Source organism: Actinoplanes philippinensis (genome assembly GCF_900113015.1).
GTDB classification, from domain to species: Bacteria; Actinomycetota; Actinomycetes; order Mycobacteriales; family Micromonosporaceae; genus Actinoplanes; species Actinoplanes philippinensis.
On record NZ_FONV01000003.1, the window covers coordinates 77,950 to 96,649 of the forward strand.

Below are 18,700 nucleotides of genomic sequence, written 5' to 3' on the forward strand. Positions count from 1 at the left end.
CTGGGCGAACAATGCAGACCAGGATCCGTCAGCCAGCGGCCGGCTCCAGGGTCCAGACGATGTCGGGCGGCCGGACCCGGGCGCAGCGGGGACCACCGTCCGGGCCGGTGAGCCCGAGGCGGGCGACCAGCACGCCGTCGCCGCCGGCCGCGCTCCGTAGCAGGTCACCGGGGATGTCACCGAACATCAGCTTCGCCCGCCGGAAGCCCGCGAACACCCCGGTGCTGGTCGCGCCCCAGCTCAGGTAGAGAAACCGGGCCCCCGGCCGCCCGTGCACCCACGGCCCGCCGACGTCGATGAGGCCGTCGGCCTCCCGGCTGTCGACGTCGAGCTCCCAGACCGCCCGGTCCTCGTGCACCGCGATGCGGTCGACGACCTCCTTGCGCCGCTGGACGCCGACCTGCACGCCACCGAGCCGCAGCGCCTCGGCCTGCGGCGCGCCGGCCCGCCCGGGCAGCTCGGTCCCCTCGATCCGGATCCGCATGCCCTGACCTTAAAGGCCTTGGAGGTTCGTGAGCCGACGGGAGGGGCCGGCCATGCGCGTGAGGCGCCTTGGGACCGCGAGGGTGCAGCGCCTCGCGCGGCAGGTCCGGGAGGTGTGGCGTACGGGGACGGCTCGGCCCGTACCGTGAAAGTCGCGTAGGAGGACCGCCTGCCGGGGCCCGGTGATGGCGCACGCCGGGCGCGGGCGGCCGGGCGGCGCTAGGGTGCGTTCATGGAGGGTGCCGGTGGGGCGTGGTGCGAGGGCGCTGTGCTCCGGTTCCGGTATGCCGATCCGCATCACAGGCTGGCCGGGGTCCGGTTGTGGTCGTCGGCGGTCAAGGCCGACCTGGCCTTCCGTGCCGATCTGGGCGCCTGGGAGCTGCGCTGCGCGCGTCCGCCCGTCCGGCGTCTGGATTATCACTTCGAGCTGACCGGCCCGGCCGGGGACCGGGACGTGACCGGTCCGGCGGAGCTGCGGTGCCCCGGCTACCGGGAGCCGGACTGGCTGACGGCGGCTCCGGCGGCGGGCGCCTGGCGGCGGGTGCGCCTGCCCGGGATGACGGTGCGCGTCTGGTCGCCGGCGGCCGGCACCGACCGGGTGCTGGTGGCGCACGACGGCCCGGAGTACGCCCACCGCGGCCGGTTGGCCGACTACACCGCGACCGCGATCGGGTCGGGACGCGTCCGCCCGTACCATCTGGTGCTCCTGGAACCGGGATCGGCGCGGGACCGAAACTATTCCGCCGACCCGGGATACGCCCGTTTCCTGGCGCTGGAGGCGCTGCCGAGGATCCGGGCCCGATTGGGCGCCGGCCCGGTGATCGGCACCGGCGTGAGCCTCGGCGCGCTGGCGATGGCGCACGCGCAGTGGCGTTTCCCGGAATCGTTCGCCGGCCTGTTCCTGCAGTCGGGCAGCTATTTCCGGGCGCGGCTCGACCGGCAGGAGTCGGGCTTCCGGTTCTTCCGGCGGATCGTCCGTTTCACCGGCCTGGTGCGGCGTTCGAAGAATGGCCCGGGGATTCCGGTGACGCTGACGTGCGGCGCCGCCGAGGAGAACCTGGCGAACAATCGCGACATGGCGGATGCGCTGCGCGGACAGGGGTATGCCGTGGCCTTCGCGGAATATCCGGACGCGCACACGTGGACCGGGTGGCGGGATGCCCTGCACCCGCATCTGACCGGCCTGCTGCGGCGGGTGTGGACCTAGGGGAGGCGATGTGGCCGACGTCGAGCACACCATCGGCATGTTGCTGGGCACCGAGGACGATTGGCCGCGCGCCTACGAGGCGTTGCTGCGGCGGCTCGGCGTGGTTTCCGGCACGGACGGGCGTAGTCATCGGGCCCGTCCGGTACGGGTGACGATCGAGCCGTTCAACCTGCGTGACACCCCGAGGCACGACCTGGTCATCGACCGGCTGGCGTATTGGTACTACCACCCGCGCGAGTGGCTGAAGAAGATCGCGCTGATGGACGACGTGTACCTGTTGAACAGCCCGTTCACGTTCCAGTCGATGGAGAAGCACGCGGCGTACTGCGCGATGATGCGGCTGGGTCTGAAGGTGCCGGAGACGGTGCTCGTGCCGTTCAAGAATCCGCTGGAGAATTCGCGGTGGGCCTACACGGCGGCCCGGTACAACCGTCCTTTCGATCTGGAGGCGACGGCGGCGGCGGTGGGTTATCCGCTCTGGATGAAACCGTATGACGGCGGCGCGTGGGTGGGTGTCTCGAAGATCCGGAACGCGGCCGAGTTGCACGCCGCCTATGACGCCTCGGGTGAGCGGCTGATGCACCTGCAGGCGTCGATCGAGGACTATGACGTCTTCGCCCGGAGCCTGACCATCGGGCCGGAGACGATGGTGATGAAGTTCCGCCCGGAGCAGCCGATGCACGCGCGCTACGAGGTGGACCACAATTTCCTGTCGGCGGAGGCCGGCGACGAGGTGGTGACGATCTCCCGGCTGGTGAACGCCTTCTTCCGGTGGGAGTTCAATTCGTGCGAGTCGCTGATCCGGGGCGACGACGTGCACCCGATCGACTATGCGAACGCGTGCCCGGACGTGTCGCTGACGTCGCTGCACTACTACTTCCCGTGGGCGATGACGGCGCTGCTGAGGTGGACGGTCTTCTGTGTGGTGACCGATCGGCGGCCACGGCTGGACATGGACTCGGCGGCCTATTTCGCGGTGGCCGACTCGGACCGCACCTATGCCGAGAAGCTGCGCGCCTATCGGGATCTCGCCGACGACTACTTCGAGACCGAGCGATATCGGGAGTTCTGCGAGAAGAGTCTGGGCAACGTGGACGACATCGTCTACGACTGGGTCTCCTCGGAGGAGTTCCACTCCCTGCTGCGTGAAACGGTCCGTGCGCACTACCCGGTGCACGAGCACGAGAAGTTCCTGGCCCACTTCGGCGGGTTGATCGATGCGTGGATCCGTGACCAGGGGCGTTGACGGCGTAACAGGTCCGCAACCAATATGTGTCCATGCATCTATGGGAGCGCTCCCGCAACATAGCGGCAATATCTGTCCTCCTGATCGCCGGCGCCGCCGCGCCGGCCAGCGCCGAAGAGGTCGAACAGGTCGTCAACGGCGGTTTCGACAACGGCGCCGACCCGTTCTGGACCAACGCGGGCATGACGATCGGCCTCACCGACGGTCGTGCCTGCGTCGACGTGCCCGGTGGCACGGTCAACCGCTGGGACGCCGCGGTCGGCCAGAACGACATCGACCTGGTCGCCGGCGAGACCTACCGGTTCAGCTTCGACGCGAGCGGCGACGCCGGGCACGTCGTGCGGGCCATCACCGGCCTGGCGGTCAGCCCCTACGACACCTATTTCGAGCAGTCGCCGGTCCTCGGCGACTGGCAGCACTACGAGTGGACGTTCACCGCCACCGCGAGCACAGCGCAGGGCCAGGTCGCCTTCCAGGTCGGCGGCAGCCCCGACCCGTGGCGCTTCTGCGTCGACAACGTGTCGCTGGTCGGCGGTGTGCCACCGGAGGTCTACGAGCCGGACACCGGCCCGCGCGTGCGGGTCAACCAGGTCGGCTACCTGCCGGACGGCCCGAAGACCGCGACGCTCGTCACCGACGCCACCACGGCTCTCCCCTGGCAGCTGCGCGACCGGTCCGGCAAGGTGGTCAAGAGCGGCCGGTCGACCCCGCGTGGCGTGGACGCCTCCTCCGGGCAGAACGTCCAGACCATCGACTTCAGCGGCTATCGCCGAACGGCCTCCGGGCTCACCCTGAGCGTGGACGGCGAGGTCTCCCGGCCGTTCGACATCAAGCCACGGTTGTACGACGGGCTGCGCGCCGACGCGCTGAAGATGTACTACACCCAGCGCAGTGGCATCGAGATCCGTGACGACCTGCGACCGGGGTACGCCCGCCGGGCCGGTCATGTCGACGTGGCACCCAACCAGGGCGACGGGGCGGTCCCCTGCCAGGCGGGGGTCTGCGACTACACCCTGGACGTGCGCGGCGGCTGGTACGACGCGGGCGACCACGGCAAGTACGTCGTCAACGGCGGCATCTCGGTCTGGGAGCTGCTCGCCGAGTACGAGCACAACCGTGGCTCCCGCAAGCTCGGCCTGGCCATCCCGGAGAGCGGCAACCGGGTTCCGGACATCCTCGACGAGGCCCGCTGGGAGCTGGAGTTCCTGCTGAGCATGCAGGTCCCGGCCGGCAAGCCGAACGCCGGACTGGTCCATCACAAGATCCACGACCAGGCGTGGACCGGCCTGCCGCTGCTGCCGCACCTCGACCCGCAGCCGCGTGAGCTGCACCCGGTCTCCACGGCCGCGACTCTCAACCTGGCGGCCACGGCGGCCCAGGCGGCGCGGATCTACGGTAAGTACGACCGGGCGTTCGCGGCCCGGGCCCTGACTGCGGCGCGGACCGCCTACGCCGCGGCGAAGGCGCACCCGGACCTGCTGGCGCCCGAGTCGGACGGGGTCGGCGGCGGCGCGTACAACGACACGAAGGTCAGCGACGACTTCTACTGGGCGGCGGCCGAGCTCTACCTGACCACCGGCGAGAAGAAGTACGCCGTGGACGTCCTGGCCAGCCCGGAGCACACCGCCGACGTGTTCGGCCAGGTGGCGTTCGACTGGGCGACCACCGCCGCGGCCGCGAAGATCGACCTGGCGCTGGTCCCGAACCGGCTGCCCGGCCTGTCGAGCGTCAGGTCGCAGGTGGTCAAGGGCGCCGACAAGTACCTGGCGATCCAGCGGCAGCACCCGTACGGGGTGGCCTACGCCCCCGCGAACAACGTCTGGGACTGGGGCTCCAACAGCGTCATCGCGAACAACCTGGTGGTGGTCGCGGCGGCGCACCGGATCACCGGGAAGGACCGCTACCGTGACGGCCTGCTCACCGGCCTGGACTACCTGTTCGGCCGCAACGCGCTGAACATCTCCTACGTCACCGGGTACGGCGAGGTCGCCTCGCAGAACCAGCACAGCCGCTGGTACGCCGCGCAGCTCGACCCGTCGCTGCCGCACCCGCCGGCCGGCACCCTGGCCGGTGGCCCGAACTCGTCGATCCAGGACCCGGTCGCGCAGGCCAAGCTGACCGGCTGCACCGGCCAGTTCTGCTACATCGACGACATCGGCTCGTGGGCCACCAACGAGCTGACCATCAACTGGAACTCGGCCCTGGCCCACCTGATCGGTTACGTGGGCGAACTCGACTGACGCACCGCGGCACGCTGGACCCCTCCCCGGCTCGCCGCACCGCCGGGGAGGGATCCGCGGATGGGCACGTGCACGATCGTCACGTGCCCATCCGCCAGCCCGGCGCCACACCGGCCGGCGGCAGCCCGAGCAGCGCGGCGAGCCCGGTGATCCGGAGCTGGCGGTGCACGAAATCGCTGGGGTTGCGGACCACGAGACGGGTGCCCTGGTCACGGGCCGACTGATGGCCGCCGGCGAGCAGGCCGACGCCGGTGGAGTCCATGAACGTCACCAGGGTCAGGTCCACGATCATCACGCGGGGGCGGTCCCGGTGCAGGGCGTCCAGCAGCGCCGCCCGCAGACGGTCCACCGTGGTCACGTCGAGGCTTCCGCGCACGTCCATCACCGTCGCCCCGTCGGCCTGCCGTCGTGCCGTCATCGCGGCCTCGCTCATCACACGCTCCCGACCCCGGCGAACCGCTTGTCCGCATCCTCGGCACGCAGACTCCCGCGTCCGCCCGGAAACGGGGCGCACACGGCGTACGCCGCACGGGTTTCGCCTTCATGAAGTCGTGGAAACCGCAACCGGAGGGACGGCTTTCGGCGCATCGCGCCGATCATCTTGCGGCGCGTCCGCAACCGGGGTGACGGTGGCTGGAAGCTTGCTGAGAGGAGAGCCGATGGCCGGGCGGGGGATCTTCGCGGTACGGGACGTGCGTTCACTGATCTCGGAGACATCCGAGGAGGGCACCCAGCTCAAACGTGCGGTCGGGGCCACCCAGCTGACCGCCATGGGCGTCGGGGCGATCATCGGCACCGGCATCTTCGTGGTGATCGGCAAGGGCTCGTCGCTGGCCGGGCCGGCAGTGATCCTCTCGTTCGTGCTGGCCGCAGTGGCCTGCGCGTTCTCGGCGCTGTCCTATGCCGAGCTGGCGTCGTCCATTCCGGTGTCCGGCAGCGCCTACACCTACGCGTACGCCACGCTCGGCGAACTCGTCGCCTGGATCATCGGCTGGGACCTGATCCTGGAGTACGGGGTGTCGGTCGCCGCGATCGCGGTCGGCTGGGGCGGCAACCTGAACGCGTTCCTCGACGCGGCGTTCGGCTACTCCCTGCCGGACGCGATCTCGGCGGCCCCCGAGGACGGCGGCGTCTTCAACCTGCCGGCTGTGTTCATCGTCCTGGCCATCACCTTCCTCCTGGTCCGCGGCGTGACCGAGAGCGTACGCGTCAACCTGATCATGGTCGTGATCAAACTGGCCGTGCTGGTGTTCTTCATCGCCGTCGCGTTCGTCAACTTCAGCACCGACAACTTCACCCCGTTCGCGCCCGAGGGGGTCGACGGGGTGACCGCGGCCGCGGCGATCATCTTCTTCGCGTACATCGGCTTCGACGCCGTCTCCACCGGCAGCGAGGAGGCCCGCAACCCGGCCAAGGACCTGCCGCTGGCGATCCTCGGATCGCTGGTGATCTGCACGGTGTTCTACGTGCTGACCGTGGTCGGAGCGATCGGCATCGCCAGCCCCGCCCAGATGTCGGAGTCCGACGCCCCGCTCGCCGCGGCCCTCGACCAGGGCGCCGGGCTGACCTGGGCGGCCGCGATCCTGGCGCTCGGGGCGGTCGTCGCGATCACCAGCGTGGTCCTGGTCATCTTCTACGGCCAGACCCGGATCTTCTTCGCGATGTGCCGTGACGGCCTGCTGCCGCGCCGCCTCGCCACCGTCAATCAGCGGTACGGCACACCCGCGCGCCTGACCATCGGCCTCGGCGTCCTGATCGCGATCCTGGCCGCGCTGGTCCCCCTCGGCACCATCGTCGAGCTGGTCAACATCGGCACGCTGTTCGCGTTCGTCCTGGTCAACATCGGGGTGATCGTGCTCCGCCGGACCCGGCCGGACATGCCCCGCCCGTACCGCGTGCCGTGGTCCCCGGTCCTCCCCCTGATCGGCGTCGCCTTCGCCGTCTACCTGATGACCGACCTGCCCTGGGACACCTGGTTGCGTTTCGTCGCCTGGCTCGCGGTCGGTCTGGTGATCTACTTCGCCTACGGCCACCGCCACTCCCGGCTGCGCACCGCCCCCGCCACCGATCCGGACGCCGTCCCGTCGACGTCCCCCGCCTCGCCGGGCTCCCCGGCCTCGCCGTCCGGGACAGCCGCTCCCTCCGTCCCGGACGACGACGGGACCCGATCGTGACGGCCCCGGCGACCGGCCCGGTGATCGTCGGTGTCGACGGCGGCCCGTCCTCCGCCGACGCGGTGACCCTGGGCGGCTGGGCGGCCACCACCCTGGAGACGCCGCTGGTGGTCGCCGCCGTCCACCCGGCCCCGTCGGCGATCGGCTCGGGCCGCGTCGACGCCGAATGGATCAGCGACCGCCGGGCCGCGGCGGAACGCGCGCTCGACGACGCCCGAGCACTGCCGTCCCCGGCCGCCGAATACCGGGTGATCGCCTCCAGCTCGGCCGCACACGGCCTGCACGACCTGGCCGAGGAGCTGGGAGCGGCGCTGATCGCGGTCGGCTCGGCGGCGGCAGCACCGAGTTCCCGGACGTTCGCCGGCAGCACCGCCGAACGCCTGCTCGCCGGCAGCGTCTGCCCGGTCGCGGTGGCTCCCGCCGGCATGCCCACCCCACCCGGAACGCTCGGCCGGATCGGCGTCGCCTACGTGGACACCCCCGACGGCCGGGCCGCCCTGACCACCGCGGCTCGCCTGGCGGCCCGCACCGGAACCCCGTTACGCCTGGTCACGGTGGTTGCGCACGGCGACGCGGCGCGCCCGTTCCTGCTGGGTTCGGACGCCGAGCGGGCCTTCCTGGACACGGCACGCGAGTCGTACGAGGAGGCGCTGCGCAAGGCCGCCGAGTCGGTCCCCGGCACCCCGGTGGAGTGGGATTTGCGCTCCGGCGACGTCGTCGAGTCCCTGGCCGAGATGGACGACGTCGACGTCCTGTTCTGCGGCTCCCGAGGTTACGGCCCGGCCCGCCGGGTCCTGCTCGGCGGCGTCTCGGCCCGCCTGCTGCGCCGTGCCCGCCGCCCGGTCGTGGTCGTCCCCCGAGCCGCCTGACCGGCTCACGCTAGGCGCGGTGGCGGCCGATGTGGTCGGTGTCGTCGGCGGAAGGGGGCGAGGCCGGGTCGGGGGCCAGGGCCGAGGTCGGGGCAGCGGCGGCGCGTTCGGTCCACGGCGAGATGGTGGGTGGGCGGCGCTCGACCGGCTCCGGGCCGCGGAGAGGGACGTAGACGCGGGCGTCGACAGCCTCGGCCAGCAGCAGGGCCGCCACCAGGGCGGTGGGGCGCTCGGCCGGGTCGCGGGCCAGGCAGCGGGAGCACAGGTCGAGCACCTCGGGTGGGAGGAACTCCAGGTGCGGCAGCGGTTCGGGGTCGGCGAAGCGCTGGGCCACCACCATCTCGGTGTGGGTGCGCGCCGACCACGGCAGGCGGCCGGCGAGGCAGTGGTAGAGCAGCGTGCCGAGGGCGAACATGTCGGCGGCGGGGGTGGCGGGGTGGCCTTCGAAGCGTTCCGGGGCGATGTAGGCGGGGGTGCCCATGACGGGGCCGTCCGGGTCGACCTCGGGGGATCCGACGACGGCGGCGATGCCGAAGTCGAGGACCTTCGCGCCGGACGGGGTGAGCATGATGTTCGCCGGTTTGATGTCGCGGTGCACCACGTTCTCGGCGTGGGCGGCGGCCAGGGCGGCCGCGACCTCGGCACAGATGCGCACCCCGATGCGCCAGTCGATCGGGCCGCCGGCGAGATGCTCGCTCAGGGTCTGCCCCTCGACGAGCTCCATCACGATGTACGGCACCTCACGCTCGGCGCCGGGTGAGGTCCCGAAGTCGTGCACCCCGGCGACGTTGGGGTGGGCCAGCCGGGCGGCGGAGCGGGCTTCGGCGCGGACCAGGGCGACCCCCGTCTCGCCGAGGGTGCCCTCCACGGCCGGGTGCATGATCTTGACGGCGACGGGGCGGTCGAGGACCCGGTCGTGGCCGCGCCACACCTCCGACATGCCGCCCAGGCCGATCCGGTTGACCAGCCGGTACCGGCCGCCCAGCGTCCGCATTCGCACCCCCTGTCGCAACGTTCAGGGGCTGGCGTTACCCGTCCGGACCAGGCACAAAACAACACACACTCGCACGGGAACAGAGAAATGGCGGAGCCGATCACCTTGTGGGTGGGGCTCCGCCACTCGACAGGGCGGCCGTTTTTCGCGCCCACCTGACGTCGACGACGACGTTAGGTCATCACCCCGGGAGGCCTGGAACCGGCCCCCACCTGGGGTGATCGCGCTCTCAGCTGTCATCGTCCGCCCTCGGCCGATCACCCTGAGTCAACAGCAGGTCAGAATATTTCGGTACGCAGATCGTGCGCCCCGTCCGGCCGGGTGGCCTCGTAGTAGAGCCGCTGCCGTCCGCCGGGAAGCGTGACCAGGCTGAGGTAGCGCAGGCCGTGCGGCTCGTGCGGGCTGCCGACCGGCTCGCGGTCCTCGGCGGTGAGCGCGCCGAACGTGCCGTCGGGCAGGCGCACCCCGTGGGCGACACCGGTGCGCTCCTCCCAGTTCTCCCCGGCGGTCGCCCGGCCGTCGTAGGAGGCGACGATCCGGTCGCCGTCGACGACGACCGACGAGACGCGGACACCGCGGGCGTCCCATTCGCCGGGGCGGCCGGCCAGCGCGGTGCGCACCCAGGTCCAGTGGACGCCGTCGGGGCTCGTCGCGTACTCGGTGGTCATCCGGTCGGCGTCGTCCCACGACTCGAGGGGGTGCACCGACGCCCACAGGTGCCAGCCGTGCTCGTCGTGGTGCAGCACCGGGTCCTTGACGCCGGCGGTGTCGTCGCCGGCCAGCACGGTGCGGGGCTCGGCGTCGGCGAGACCCTCGGGGGTGTCGGCCTCGAGCAGGTCGACCCGCCAGTGCTTGGTGCCGGGGGTGGCGGCGCTGACGTAGAGCCGCCACCGCCCGTCGGGGGTGCGGGCCAGGGCGGGCCGTTCGAGCGACTCGGCGCCGAACCGGTCCTTGGTGATCTCGGCGACCACGGTGAACGTGAGCCCGTCGGCCGAGCGGGCCACCACGTTGGCGATCCCGCGGCCGGCGCCGATCGGGAGCCGCAGACGGTACGCCAGATAGACGTGCCCATCGGCGTGGACCGTGCTGGGGGCGCCGGACCAGGCGCCCGGCTCGGATCCGGGCGGCTCGACCACCACTGTGGCGTCGTCCCAGCCGGGCAGTGGCAGAGCGGTGGTTCCGATGGTCAACGCGGCTCCCCTGGGTAGTCGGGCGACGAACCCGTCAAGTTTGCATCATCTATCGGGTTTATGGGGTTTATGAGGCCCGGGCGTGTCGGTCCAGACTGAGCCAGTCGTCGTACCGTTCGCCGGTGACATCCTGCAACAGGGCGATGTCCTCGGTGAAGTAGGGCAGCAGCGCGGCTCTCTCCTCGGGCGTGGTGACCGGCCGGTTCCCCTTCGTCCGGTGCAACAGGGTGAGCAGCGGGCCCCGGGCGGCCAGGCGCAGCGGCACCGGGAAGTGGTGGCCGAAGCCGCCGCCGGCCCGCAGCAGCCCGCGCAGCACCCGGTTGAGCCCGTTGTCCTCGACGTAGTGCCGGTTGACGTTCTCCCTGGGGATCGCGGTGAGGATGCCGGTGCGCACGCCCAGGAAGGAGCAGACCCGGTCCAGCGTCTCGGCCGGGCTGTCCTTGATGTCGCGGTAGCGCAGCAGGAGCACCTGCTCACGGGAGAACCGCTGATAGAGGTGCTGGAGCTGCCGCCCGTAGAGCCCGAGCCCGATGTAGTGCCAGAAGTCGGCCCAGTGCCGCGCCTTGCGGGACTCCTCGGCGCGGCAGGCGGCGAGGAAGTCGGCTTCCTCCTCGAGGCCGGCCACCCACAGGTGGGTCCAGTTGGAGTGGGCGCGGTCGACCGGGTCACGCAGCAGGATGACCAGTTTCACGTCGGGGATGAGCGCCTTGATGCGGTCGTGGGCCTTCAGGTCGTACAGGTAGAAGGGTGTCGCCTCGCCTTTGAGGGTTTCGGGCGGCGCCGCGGCGAACAGCTTCTCGTAGGCGGGGCGGCGCCAGACGTGCTCCTGGTAGGTCTGCACGTCGCCGGGGCCGCCGACAGTGGGCGGCGGGCCGTCGGAGAGGAAGAACTTCGGCTCCTTGACCGGCGAGAGGTAGAGGTCGGGGTGCCCGGCCAGGGCGGCGTGCAGGGCGGTGGTCCCGGCTTTGGGCACACCGGCGATCAGGAAGTCAGGAAGAGACATGTGGATCCCCTCGGCTCAAAAGTGAGACTTAGCCTACAGATCCACTAGGATTTCGCACGGGAACGCCCATGTGGCGGACACCCTGTGGGGCCATGATGCCCGTTCCGGACCGCGCGTATGCCGAGAAACAGCGAACCGACCAGTGACGGTCGACCCGGATCCGGCGGAGCGGCCGAGGGACGCCTCGGCCGACCCGGCGGGCGCGCGACGATCACCCGCCACCCGAACGGCCGAGGCCGGGGAGCCGCCGCCACCAGGGCGTCGCGGATCGGTACCGCCGGCAGCGCGCGGCAGGACAAAGGGCACATTCCGTGCCGGAGCGGTAGTGCTCGTGCGCCCGGTACGGGTGCCCACAGACGCAGAGTCCGGATTCAGTCGCCATCACTCCACCAACGGCTCACAGCGACGCAGGCCACGCGCTTCCAACCAGATCGATGCTAGCGCTCACCGACTGCAACTACAGCTTCACCACGACCGGACGACCTACCGCACGCTGCGTGACTGCCGTGTGCCGGCTCGTAGAAATCGCCACCGAACCGACTTGTCCGGATTTAAGGAACTTCTCCGGTATCTCGCGTATTCGTCGGAGACGTTCCCTGCCGCCCTCCCAAGTCCGCCGATGTCCATTACAAAGAGTCACATCAGGCAGGAACCTTCACGATGCGGGCAGCGCTACTAGCAGCGACTTCACGTGACTGTGATCCGCTCGGCCTCGGCGGACTGTTGACGCTGCGTAATCCGTTGCTAGGTTGATCACTCGAAGCGAGCGACCGCGAATTCCCCGCCAGGGAAGCCCGTCGCACCGGTCGTATTGCCGCCCCCGGAAGGGACCGACATGGAGTTCTCGCACGTGAACACGAACACTGACAGTGACCGACTGCAATCACCGACGGTAAGCGTCGTCATTCCTACGCTGAACGAGGAGCGGAATCTGCCTCATGTGTTCGCCAAGCTGCCGCCGATGATCACCGAGGTGGTCGTGGTGGACGGCGGCTCGCGGGACCGCACCGTCGAGGTGGCCCGTCAGCTCCGGCCGGACGCGGTGATCGTGCAGCAGACCCGGACCGGCAAGGGCAACGCTCTGGCCTGCGGTTTCGCGGCCTGCACCGGCGACATCATCGTGATGATCGACGCGGACGGATCGACCGACCCGGCCGAGATCCCGCTCTTCGTCGAGAAGCTGATCCGCGGCGACCACTTCGTGAAGGGCTCCCGGTTCAGCCACGGCGGCCACAGCCACGACATCACCCGACTGCGCAAGCTCGGCAACGACGGCCTCAACCTGGTGGTGAACGTCCTGTTCCGGACGCACTTCACCGACCTCTGCTACGGCTACAACGCCTTCTGGCGCTCGGTCGTGCCGGCCCTGGACCTGCCGGACGTGACGCTGCCCCGCCCGGCCGACGGCCGCAAGCTGTGGGGCGACGGCTTCGAGATCGAGACGATGATCAACATCCGCGCGGTGGCCGAGAAGCTCCGGGTCGGCGAGGTCGGCAGCATCGAGCACGAGCGGATCTTCGGGCAGAGCAACCTCAACACCTTCAAGGACGGCTTCCGGGTGCTCCGGACCATCCTCAGCGAGTACGGCCGGATGAACGGCCGTCGCCGGCGCGGGCTGCGCCCGTTCGTCGAGTCGCTGCGCCTCTCCCCGGCGAAGCCCCGGTCGCAGGCCCGCCCGTCCGCGTCCCGGCACGTCACCGACCCCCGCCGGGAATCGGCGCCGCTCAATCGGACCAGCCGGTCACGAGTCCCGCTCGACGACTGAACGAGACGCGACGAGCCACAGGAGCCCTCCCCCCGTGAACCCCCTGAACACCCCCCTCGCCACGACCATCGTCATCCCGACCTACTCCGAGGTGCGCTGGGAGTACCTGAACCGGGTGCTCGCCTCGGCCCGGTCACAGACCCACACGCCGGCCGAGATCGTCGTGGTGGTCGACCACAACCCGGCGATGTTCGAGCGGATCCAGCATGAGATGCCCGGCATCACGGTGCTGCAGAACGCGTACGCCCAGGGTGTCTCCGGCAACCGGAACACCGGCGCCTTCCACGCCCGGACGCCGCTGATCGCGTTCCTGGACGACGACATCATCGCCGACGAGAACTGGCTGGCCCGCCAGATCGAGCCGTTCACCGACCCGGCAGTGGTCGGCACCGGCGGCGCGATCCGGCCCGCCTGGGAGGGCCGGGCGCCGCGCTGGATGCCGGCCGAGTTCCTGTGGGCGGTCGGTGGGTCGTACGCCGGAATGCCGACCCGGACCTCACCGATCCGCAACGTCTGGTCCGCCAACATGATCGTCCGCAAGGACGTCTTCGAGAGGGCCGGCGGGTTCCGGGTCGGCTTCGGCAAGCTCGGCTCCCGCAACCGGCCCGAGGACACCGACCTGTGCCTGCGGATGAGCCAGGTCAGCGGCGGTCGCTGGATGTACGTGCCGGACGCCGTCATCCAGCACGAGGTGCCGGCCGAGCGGGCGAGCTTCCGGTTCTTCGTGCGCCGCTGCTACGCGGAGGGCCGCGGCAAGGTCCAGATGGCCGGCCTGCACGAGAACGACGCCCTGGGCGCCGAGAAGAACTACCTGTGGTCGCTGCCCCGGGCGATGGTCCGGCACCTGATGGCCGGCCTGTCCGGCCGTGGATCGGACCACTTCCTGCGTGCCGGCGGTGTCGTCGCCGGTGTCGCCGCCGCCGGGTTCGGTGGCGTCGTCGAAACCGTCAGCTCCCGGCGGCCCAGCCGTCGTACCCCGGTGGAGGCCACCCCGTGACCGCGACGTTCCCGGCCGCTCCGCGGCTCGACGACACCGGCGTCCTGCCGGCCGTCGTCCTCGACCTCGACCTCGCCGAGCCGCTGCCCGCCATCGCAGCGACCGCGCCCGACGGCCGGCGCGTCCAGCAGGCCTGGGCGCTGGTCCGGCTCTTCACCGAGCCGCTCGGCACGCTGCTCGTCGACGTGCCGGAGCGGGGCCTGTCCCCCCGCGATCTGGCCGCGGCGATCGACACCGCGCTCGGCGAGGTGCTGCGCCCGCGCCTCGACGGGGCGCCCGTGCCGTACACCGGGATCGTCCCGGACCGCGAGCCCGCCTTCCTGGCGAGCCGCCGCGCCGCGCTGGCCGCTGCGCCGGACATCACCGTGGTGATCTGCACCCGGGAGCGGCCCGGCGCGCTGGCCCGCTGCCTGGACAGCCTGCTCGCCCAGGTCTACATGCCGGCCCGGATCCTGGTGGTCGACAACGCGCCGGCCACCGAGGCGACCGCCGAGGTGGTGCGGTCGGCGGCCCGCCGTGGCCGGATCGACTACCTGCGGGAGCCGAAGGCGGGCCTGTCGTTCGCCCGGAACGCGGCCGAGGCGGCCACCCGTGGCGAGATCGTGGCGTGGCTCGACGACGACGAGCTGGCCGACCGGTACTGGCTGGCCGAGGTGGCCCGCGCGCTGGTCGACAACCCGGACGCCGACGTGATCTCCGGCGTGATCGTCCCGGCCGAGCTGGAGACCCGGGCGCAGGTCTGGTTCGAGCAGTTCGGCGGGCACAGCAAGGGCCGCGGCTTCACCCCGGCCACATTCGGCCCGCACACCGCGCACCTGCAGAGCCCGCTCTACCCGCTGCCGCCGTTCGGCACCGGCGCGAACATGACGTTCCGGCCCGGCGTGATCGAGCGGATCGGCGGCTGGGACACCGCGCTCGGCGCCGGCACCCCGGCGATGGGCTCCGAGGACACCCTCGCCTTCACCAAGGTGCTGCTGGCCGGCGGGACGATCGTCTACCAGCCGACAGCGGTGACCCACCACTTCCACCGGCGCGACTTCGAGGGCCTGCACAAGCAGATGGTCGGGTACGGCACCGGGCTGACCGCCGCGTACACCGGGCTGCTGCTGGGACGCCCGGGACTGCTGTGGCCGCTGATCCGGCTGGCCCCGACGGCGCTGCGTGATCTCACCGGCGCGGACAGCCTGCGGGTGTCGACTCTGCAGGACGATTTCCCACGTGAGCTGCTCACGGCCAACCGGCGAGGGATGATGGCCGGACCGGGTGCGTACCTGCGAGGACGCCGCGCGGCCCGGGCGAAGCAGCGCGCTGCCCGCTGACCGATCGCGGGCGGCGCCCGCACCGACAACCGTGACCGTGGAGGGTCTTTTCATGGGGGACCAGCCGACGCCCGCCGAGGATGGGGCGCCGGAGGAGGCGGTGACCGCTGAACCGGCACCCCCGCAGGAGACGGCCGCCGACGACAAGCCGCCGCCCGGTGAGCAGACGGTCGTCATCAGGCCGCCCGGCACGGAGAACAAGGCGGCCGGTGCGGAGAACAAGCCGCCCGGCACGGAGAACAAGGCGGCCGGTGCGGAGTCCAAACCGCCCGGCGAGGAGACGGTCGTCATCAAGGTGGCCGAGCCGGCCGCGAAACAGAGCGACGACACCGTCATCCTGAAGGCCGCCGCCGTCCGGAAGCCCGGCGACGACACGGTCATCATCCGCCTGCCCGACGCGCCGAAGACCGGCGTCAAGGCGAAGGCCGGTGTCAAGGCGAAGGCCGGTGTCAGCGCCCTCACCACGGTCCGCAAGCAGGCCGGCGAAGAGACCGTGGTCATCACCCTGCCGCAGCCCCCGGCGACGGCGAGGAGGAAGCCGGAGGACGAGACCGTCGTCCTCCGGCTGCCCGCCGAACCGGCGCCCCGCCCGCGCGACGTCTACGCGCTGGGCTGGGCGCCGTGGGTGCTCGCCATCTCCAGCTTCGGTGTGGTCCTGGTCGCCCTCGCCTACGCCGGCGGCCGCCACGAGACCGGCTGGGCGATGGCCGCCTACTGGACCGGGCAGGTCATCGTCTTCTCCCCGGTCGTCTTCCGGCTGCTGAGCCGGCTGGCCGGGGTGGCCGAGTCGTTCGTGCTGGTGATGGGCCTGGCCGCGAACCAGTACATGCTCAAGTGGATGTACAGCCCGGACCAGTTCCGGTTCCCCGACGAGCTGCAGCACTGGCTGGCCACCACCCTGATCACCGAGTCCGGCGACCTGTTCCGGCAGAACAACGCGCTGCCCCCGGCCGTGCACTTCCCCGGCCTGGCCGAGATGGGCGCCGGGGTGTCACTGCTCACCGGGCTGCCGGTGACCGCGGCCGGCGTCATCGTGGCCGGGTTCGCCCACCTGATCTTCGTGGGCCTGCTCTTCGCGGCCGTGCTGCGGGCCAGCAACTCCCCGGCGATGGCCGGAGTCGCCTGCGTGACCTACGCGACGGCCATGCACTATCTCTTCTTCAATTCGATGTTCCTGTACGCGACAGCCGCCCTCCCCTATTTCATGATGACCGTCTGGGCGCACCGCCGCTGGCGTACCGGTGGCGGGCCCACGTTCCTGGCGATGGCCGCCGTCGGCATCGCGATGACCACGGTCAGCCACCACGTGACGGCGTTCGCGCTGGTCGCGACGCTGCTGCTGCTCGCCGTCACGGAGCTGGCCCTGGACCGGCCGCGGCCCTGGGCGACCCTGATCCCGGCGGCCGTCGCGCTGGCGGTGGTGTGTGCCTGGATCGGGCTGGTGGCGCGCGACGTGATCGCGTACCTCGAAGGGCCGGTGCAGCGGCTGGCCGCCTCGCTGAGCCAGATGTTCGGCGGCGCCGCCGCGCCCGCCGGGGCCAGCGAGCCGGTGCCGCTCACCCAGCTCGCCGTGCAGGGCCTGGGCCTGCTGGGACTGCTCGTGCTCTTCCTCGCGGTGGCCCGCGACATGATCCTGCGCAAGGACCGGGACACCTGGCGCTGGGCGGCGCTCGTCGGCGGGGCGGTGTTCTTCGCCGGCAACGGGGCCCGCTTCCTCGGCTCCGGCGGCCCGGAGATCGCCGGCCGGCTGTCGACGTTCACCTACGTCCCGATGTCGATCATCGCGGCGATCGCGATCGTGCACGCCGTACGGATCATCCCGGACAAGGACGAGAACGGCCGCCGCTGGCTGTCCGTGCCGCCGCCGGGAGTCGCGATCACCACCGGGCGCCGGCTGACCAACCAGGTGTACGTCGGCACCACCCTGATCACGCTGCTCATGGTCGGCGCCCGGACCGGCGGCTGGCCACCGGTGTCGGCGCTGGTGCCCGGGCCGTACATGCCGGCCGCCTACGAACGGTCGGTGGACGCCTACGGGGTCGACTCGGCTCACTGGCAGTCGGAGAATCTGCCGCCGCACACCCGCGTCGGCGGCGACATCACCGCGGTGGCGCTCTCCTCGACGTACGGCCGGACCGACCCGGTCCGCGAGGTCGGCCCGCTCTACTGGGCGGACTGGTGGTCCGAGACCGAGGAGGAGACGGCCCGGCAGCTGGCGATCGACTACCTGGTGGTGGACCGGCGCCTGAGCGAGTCGGTGCCGGTGGACAACGCGTACTTCCAGGACGACCCGATGGCCGGGCGGATCATCCGGCCGCTCAGCGAGGCCCAGCTCGGCAAGTTCGACCTGATCCCGGAGATGTCCCGGGTCTACGACAACGGCGTGGTGCGGATCTACCGGCGGGAGGCCACATGAGCCCGGTACGGGCCGGAGCGCTGGCCGGGCTGACCGTCGCCGCGTCGGTCGCCGCCGAGTTCGGGCCGCTGCCGGTGTCCCTGCCGGGCGGGCTGCTGCTCGTGTTCGTGCTGCCCGGGTTCGCGCTCACCGAGGCGATCTTCCGGCCCGGACGGCGCGACATCGGCGTGGTGGAGCGGACCGTGCTGGTGCCGTCGCTGAGCCTGGCCGTGCTGGTGCTGGGCGGCCTGATCCTGTGGAGCTCCGGCGGCCACCTGAACCGGGCCAGCTGGACCCTGGTGTGCGCGGTGACCACGCTGATCGCGACCGGCGCCGCCTACTACCGGACGCTGCGGGCCGGGCCGGCGCCGGCCGGTGGGAGCAAGCCGCCGCCGGTCGCGCGGAACACGCAGGACCGGCTGATCCGGGACGTGCTGCCGCTCACCCTGGCGGTGCTGCTGGTCGCCGGGGCGGGCGTGTGGTCGTACGCCGACTCGGTGAACACCTACGACGTGCCGGTGAGCACCCTGTCCGCACAGCCGCCCGGCCCGGTCGACGCCGACGGCAACCGGGCGGTACCGGTGACGGCGACCGGGCTGGCCGCGGGCACATGGACGATGGTGGTCAGCGACCCGGCCGGGGTCGAGGTCAGCCGGCAGGACGTGACACCGGACGGCGCCGGCGACTGGTCCGGGCAGGTCAGCGTGCCCGGTGATCAGCGGGTGACGGTCGGCCTGTTCCGCGGTGGCGAGGCGGCCGCGTTCCGTACGCTGATCATCTCGGCAGTCCCCTGACACCGCAGACCTGGAGTCGCTCGC

General features: G+C 71.4%; 15 protein-coding genes. 10 read left to right on the forward strand and 5 right to left on the reverse strand.

Features of this window, described 5'->3' with window-relative positions:
- Window positions 1–28: 28 nt before the first annotated feature.
- A complete protein-coding gene (locus tag BM290_RS07295) occupies window positions 29–484 on the reverse strand; it encodes a DUF5990 family protein (RefSeq protein WP_093611361.1) in 456 nt (151 codons plus the stop codon).
- A 231-nt stretch (window positions 485–715) separates the two neighbouring features.
- On the opposite strand from BM290_RS07295, the gene BM290_RS07300 reads away from it, so the two are divergent.
- The 3 genes from BM290_RS07300 to BM290_RS07310 are packed head-to-tail and all read left to right on the forward strand — an operon-like array spanning window position 716 to window position 5,176.
- Window positions 716–1,690 carry an alpha/beta hydrolase gene (locus BM290_RS07300; RefSeq protein ID WP_143133648.1) on the forward strand — a complete coding sequence of 325 codons (975 nt, stop codon included), beginning with the start codon at window positions 716–718 and terminating at the stop codon, window positions 1,688–1,690.
- 10 nt (window positions 1,691–1,700) lie between these two features.
- Window positions 1,701–2,936 carry an ATP-grasp domain-containing protein gene (locus tag BM290_RS07305; protein WP_093611363.1) on the forward strand — a complete coding sequence of 412 codons (1,236 nt, stop codon included), beginning with the start codon at window positions 1,701–1,703 and terminating at the stop codon, window positions 2,934–2,936.
- A gap of 32 nt (window positions 2,937–2,968) precedes the next feature.
- Window positions 2,969–5,176, forward strand: a complete 2,208-nt coding sequence (locus BM290_RS07310) for a glycoside hydrolase family 9 protein (RefSeq protein WP_093611365.1) — start codon at window positions 2,969–2,971, stop codon at window positions 5,174–5,176.
- Between the two features lie 79 nt (window positions 5,177–5,255).
- Here the strand turns inward: BM290_RS07310 and BM290_RS07315 are convergent, their stop codons facing one another.
- Complete coding sequence (locus BM290_RS07315) at window positions 5,256–5,609, reverse strand: STAS domain-containing protein (RefSeq protein WP_093611367.1); 354 nt, start codon at window positions 5,607–5,609, stop codon at window positions 5,256–5,258.
- 226 nt (window positions 5,610–5,835) lie between these two features.
- Here BM290_RS07315 and BM290_RS07320 point away from each other — a divergent pair, with 226 nt between their 5' ends.
- Both BM290_RS07320 and BM290_RS07325 read left to right on the forward strand, forming a co-directional pair.
- Entirely contained in the window at window positions 5,836–7,350 is a 1,515-nt protein-coding gene (locus tag BM290_RS07320; RefSeq protein ID WP_093611369.1) for an amino acid permease, read from the forward strand.
- On the forward strand, window positions 7,347–8,219 hold the full coding sequence (locus tag BM290_RS07325; protein ID WP_177319622.1) for a universal stress protein: 873 nt from the start codon (window positions 7,347–7,349) through the stop codon (window positions 8,217–8,219). Before BM290_RS07320 ends, BM290_RS07325 begins: the two co-directional genes overlap by 4 nt.
- A 10-nt stretch (window positions 8,220–8,229) precedes the next feature.
- Here the strand turns inward: BM290_RS07325 and BM290_RS07330 are convergent, their stop codons facing one another.
- The 3 genes from BM290_RS07330 to BM290_RS07340 all read right to left on the reverse strand — a co-directional run bounded on the left by BM290_RS07330 (window position 8,230) and on the right by BM290_RS07340 (window position 11,406).
- Window positions 8,230–9,213 (reverse strand): serine/threonine-protein kinase, encoded by a 984-nt coding sequence (locus BM290_RS07330; RefSeq protein WP_093611371.1) that lies wholly within the window; start codon window positions 9,211–9,213, stop codon window positions 8,230–8,232.
- 278 nt (window positions 9,214–9,491) lie between these two features.
- Window positions 9,492–10,403, reverse strand: coding sequence for a glycoside hydrolase family protein (locus BM290_RS07335; RefSeq protein ID WP_093611373.1), 912 nt, complete (start codon window positions 10,401–10,403; stop codon window positions 9,492–9,494).
- Between the two features lie 67 nt (window positions 10,404–10,470).
- Entirely contained in the window at window positions 10,471–11,406 is a 936-nt protein-coding gene (locus BM290_RS07340; RefSeq protein WP_093611375.1) for a sulfotransferase family protein, read from the reverse strand.
- A 940-nt stretch (window positions 11,407–12,346) separates the two neighbouring features.
- On the opposite strand from BM290_RS07340, the gene BM290_RS07345 reads away from it, so the two are divergent.
- The 5 genes from BM290_RS07345 to BM290_RS07365 are packed head-to-tail and all read left to right on the forward strand — an operon-like array spanning window position 12,347 to window position 18,676.
- Window positions 12,347–13,171: a glycosyltransferase family 2 protein gene (locus BM290_RS07345; protein ID WP_239143256.1), complete on the forward strand. Its 825-nt coding sequence runs from the start codon at window positions 12,347–12,349 to the stop codon at window positions 13,169–13,171.
- A 34-nt stretch (window positions 13,172–13,205) separates the two neighbouring features.
- Complete coding sequence (locus tag BM290_RS07350) at window positions 13,206–14,168, forward strand: glycosyltransferase family 2 protein (protein ID WP_177319623.1); 963 nt, start codon at window positions 13,206–13,208, stop codon at window positions 14,166–14,168.
- Window positions 14,165–15,487, forward strand: a complete 1,323-nt coding sequence (locus BM290_RS07355; protein ID WP_177319624.1) for a glycosyltransferase family 2 protein — start codon at window positions 14,165–14,167, stop codon at window positions 15,485–15,487. Before BM290_RS07350 ends, BM290_RS07355 begins: the two co-directional genes overlap by 4 nt.
- Window positions 15,488–15,539: 52 nt before the next feature.
- Window positions 15,540–17,903 carry a hypothetical protein gene (locus tag BM290_RS07360; protein WP_143133649.1) on the forward strand — a complete coding sequence of 788 codons (2,364 nt, stop codon included), beginning with the start codon at window positions 15,540–15,542 and terminating at the stop codon, window positions 17,901–17,903.
- Window positions 17,900–18,676, forward strand: a complete 777-nt coding sequence (locus BM290_RS07365; RefSeq protein WP_093611383.1) for a DUF1616 domain-containing protein — start codon at window positions 17,900–17,902, stop codon at window positions 18,674–18,676. The genes BM290_RS07360 and BM290_RS07365 overlap by 4 nt, the downstream gene beginning before the upstream one ends.
- Window positions 18,677–18,700 lie beyond the last annotated feature (24 nt).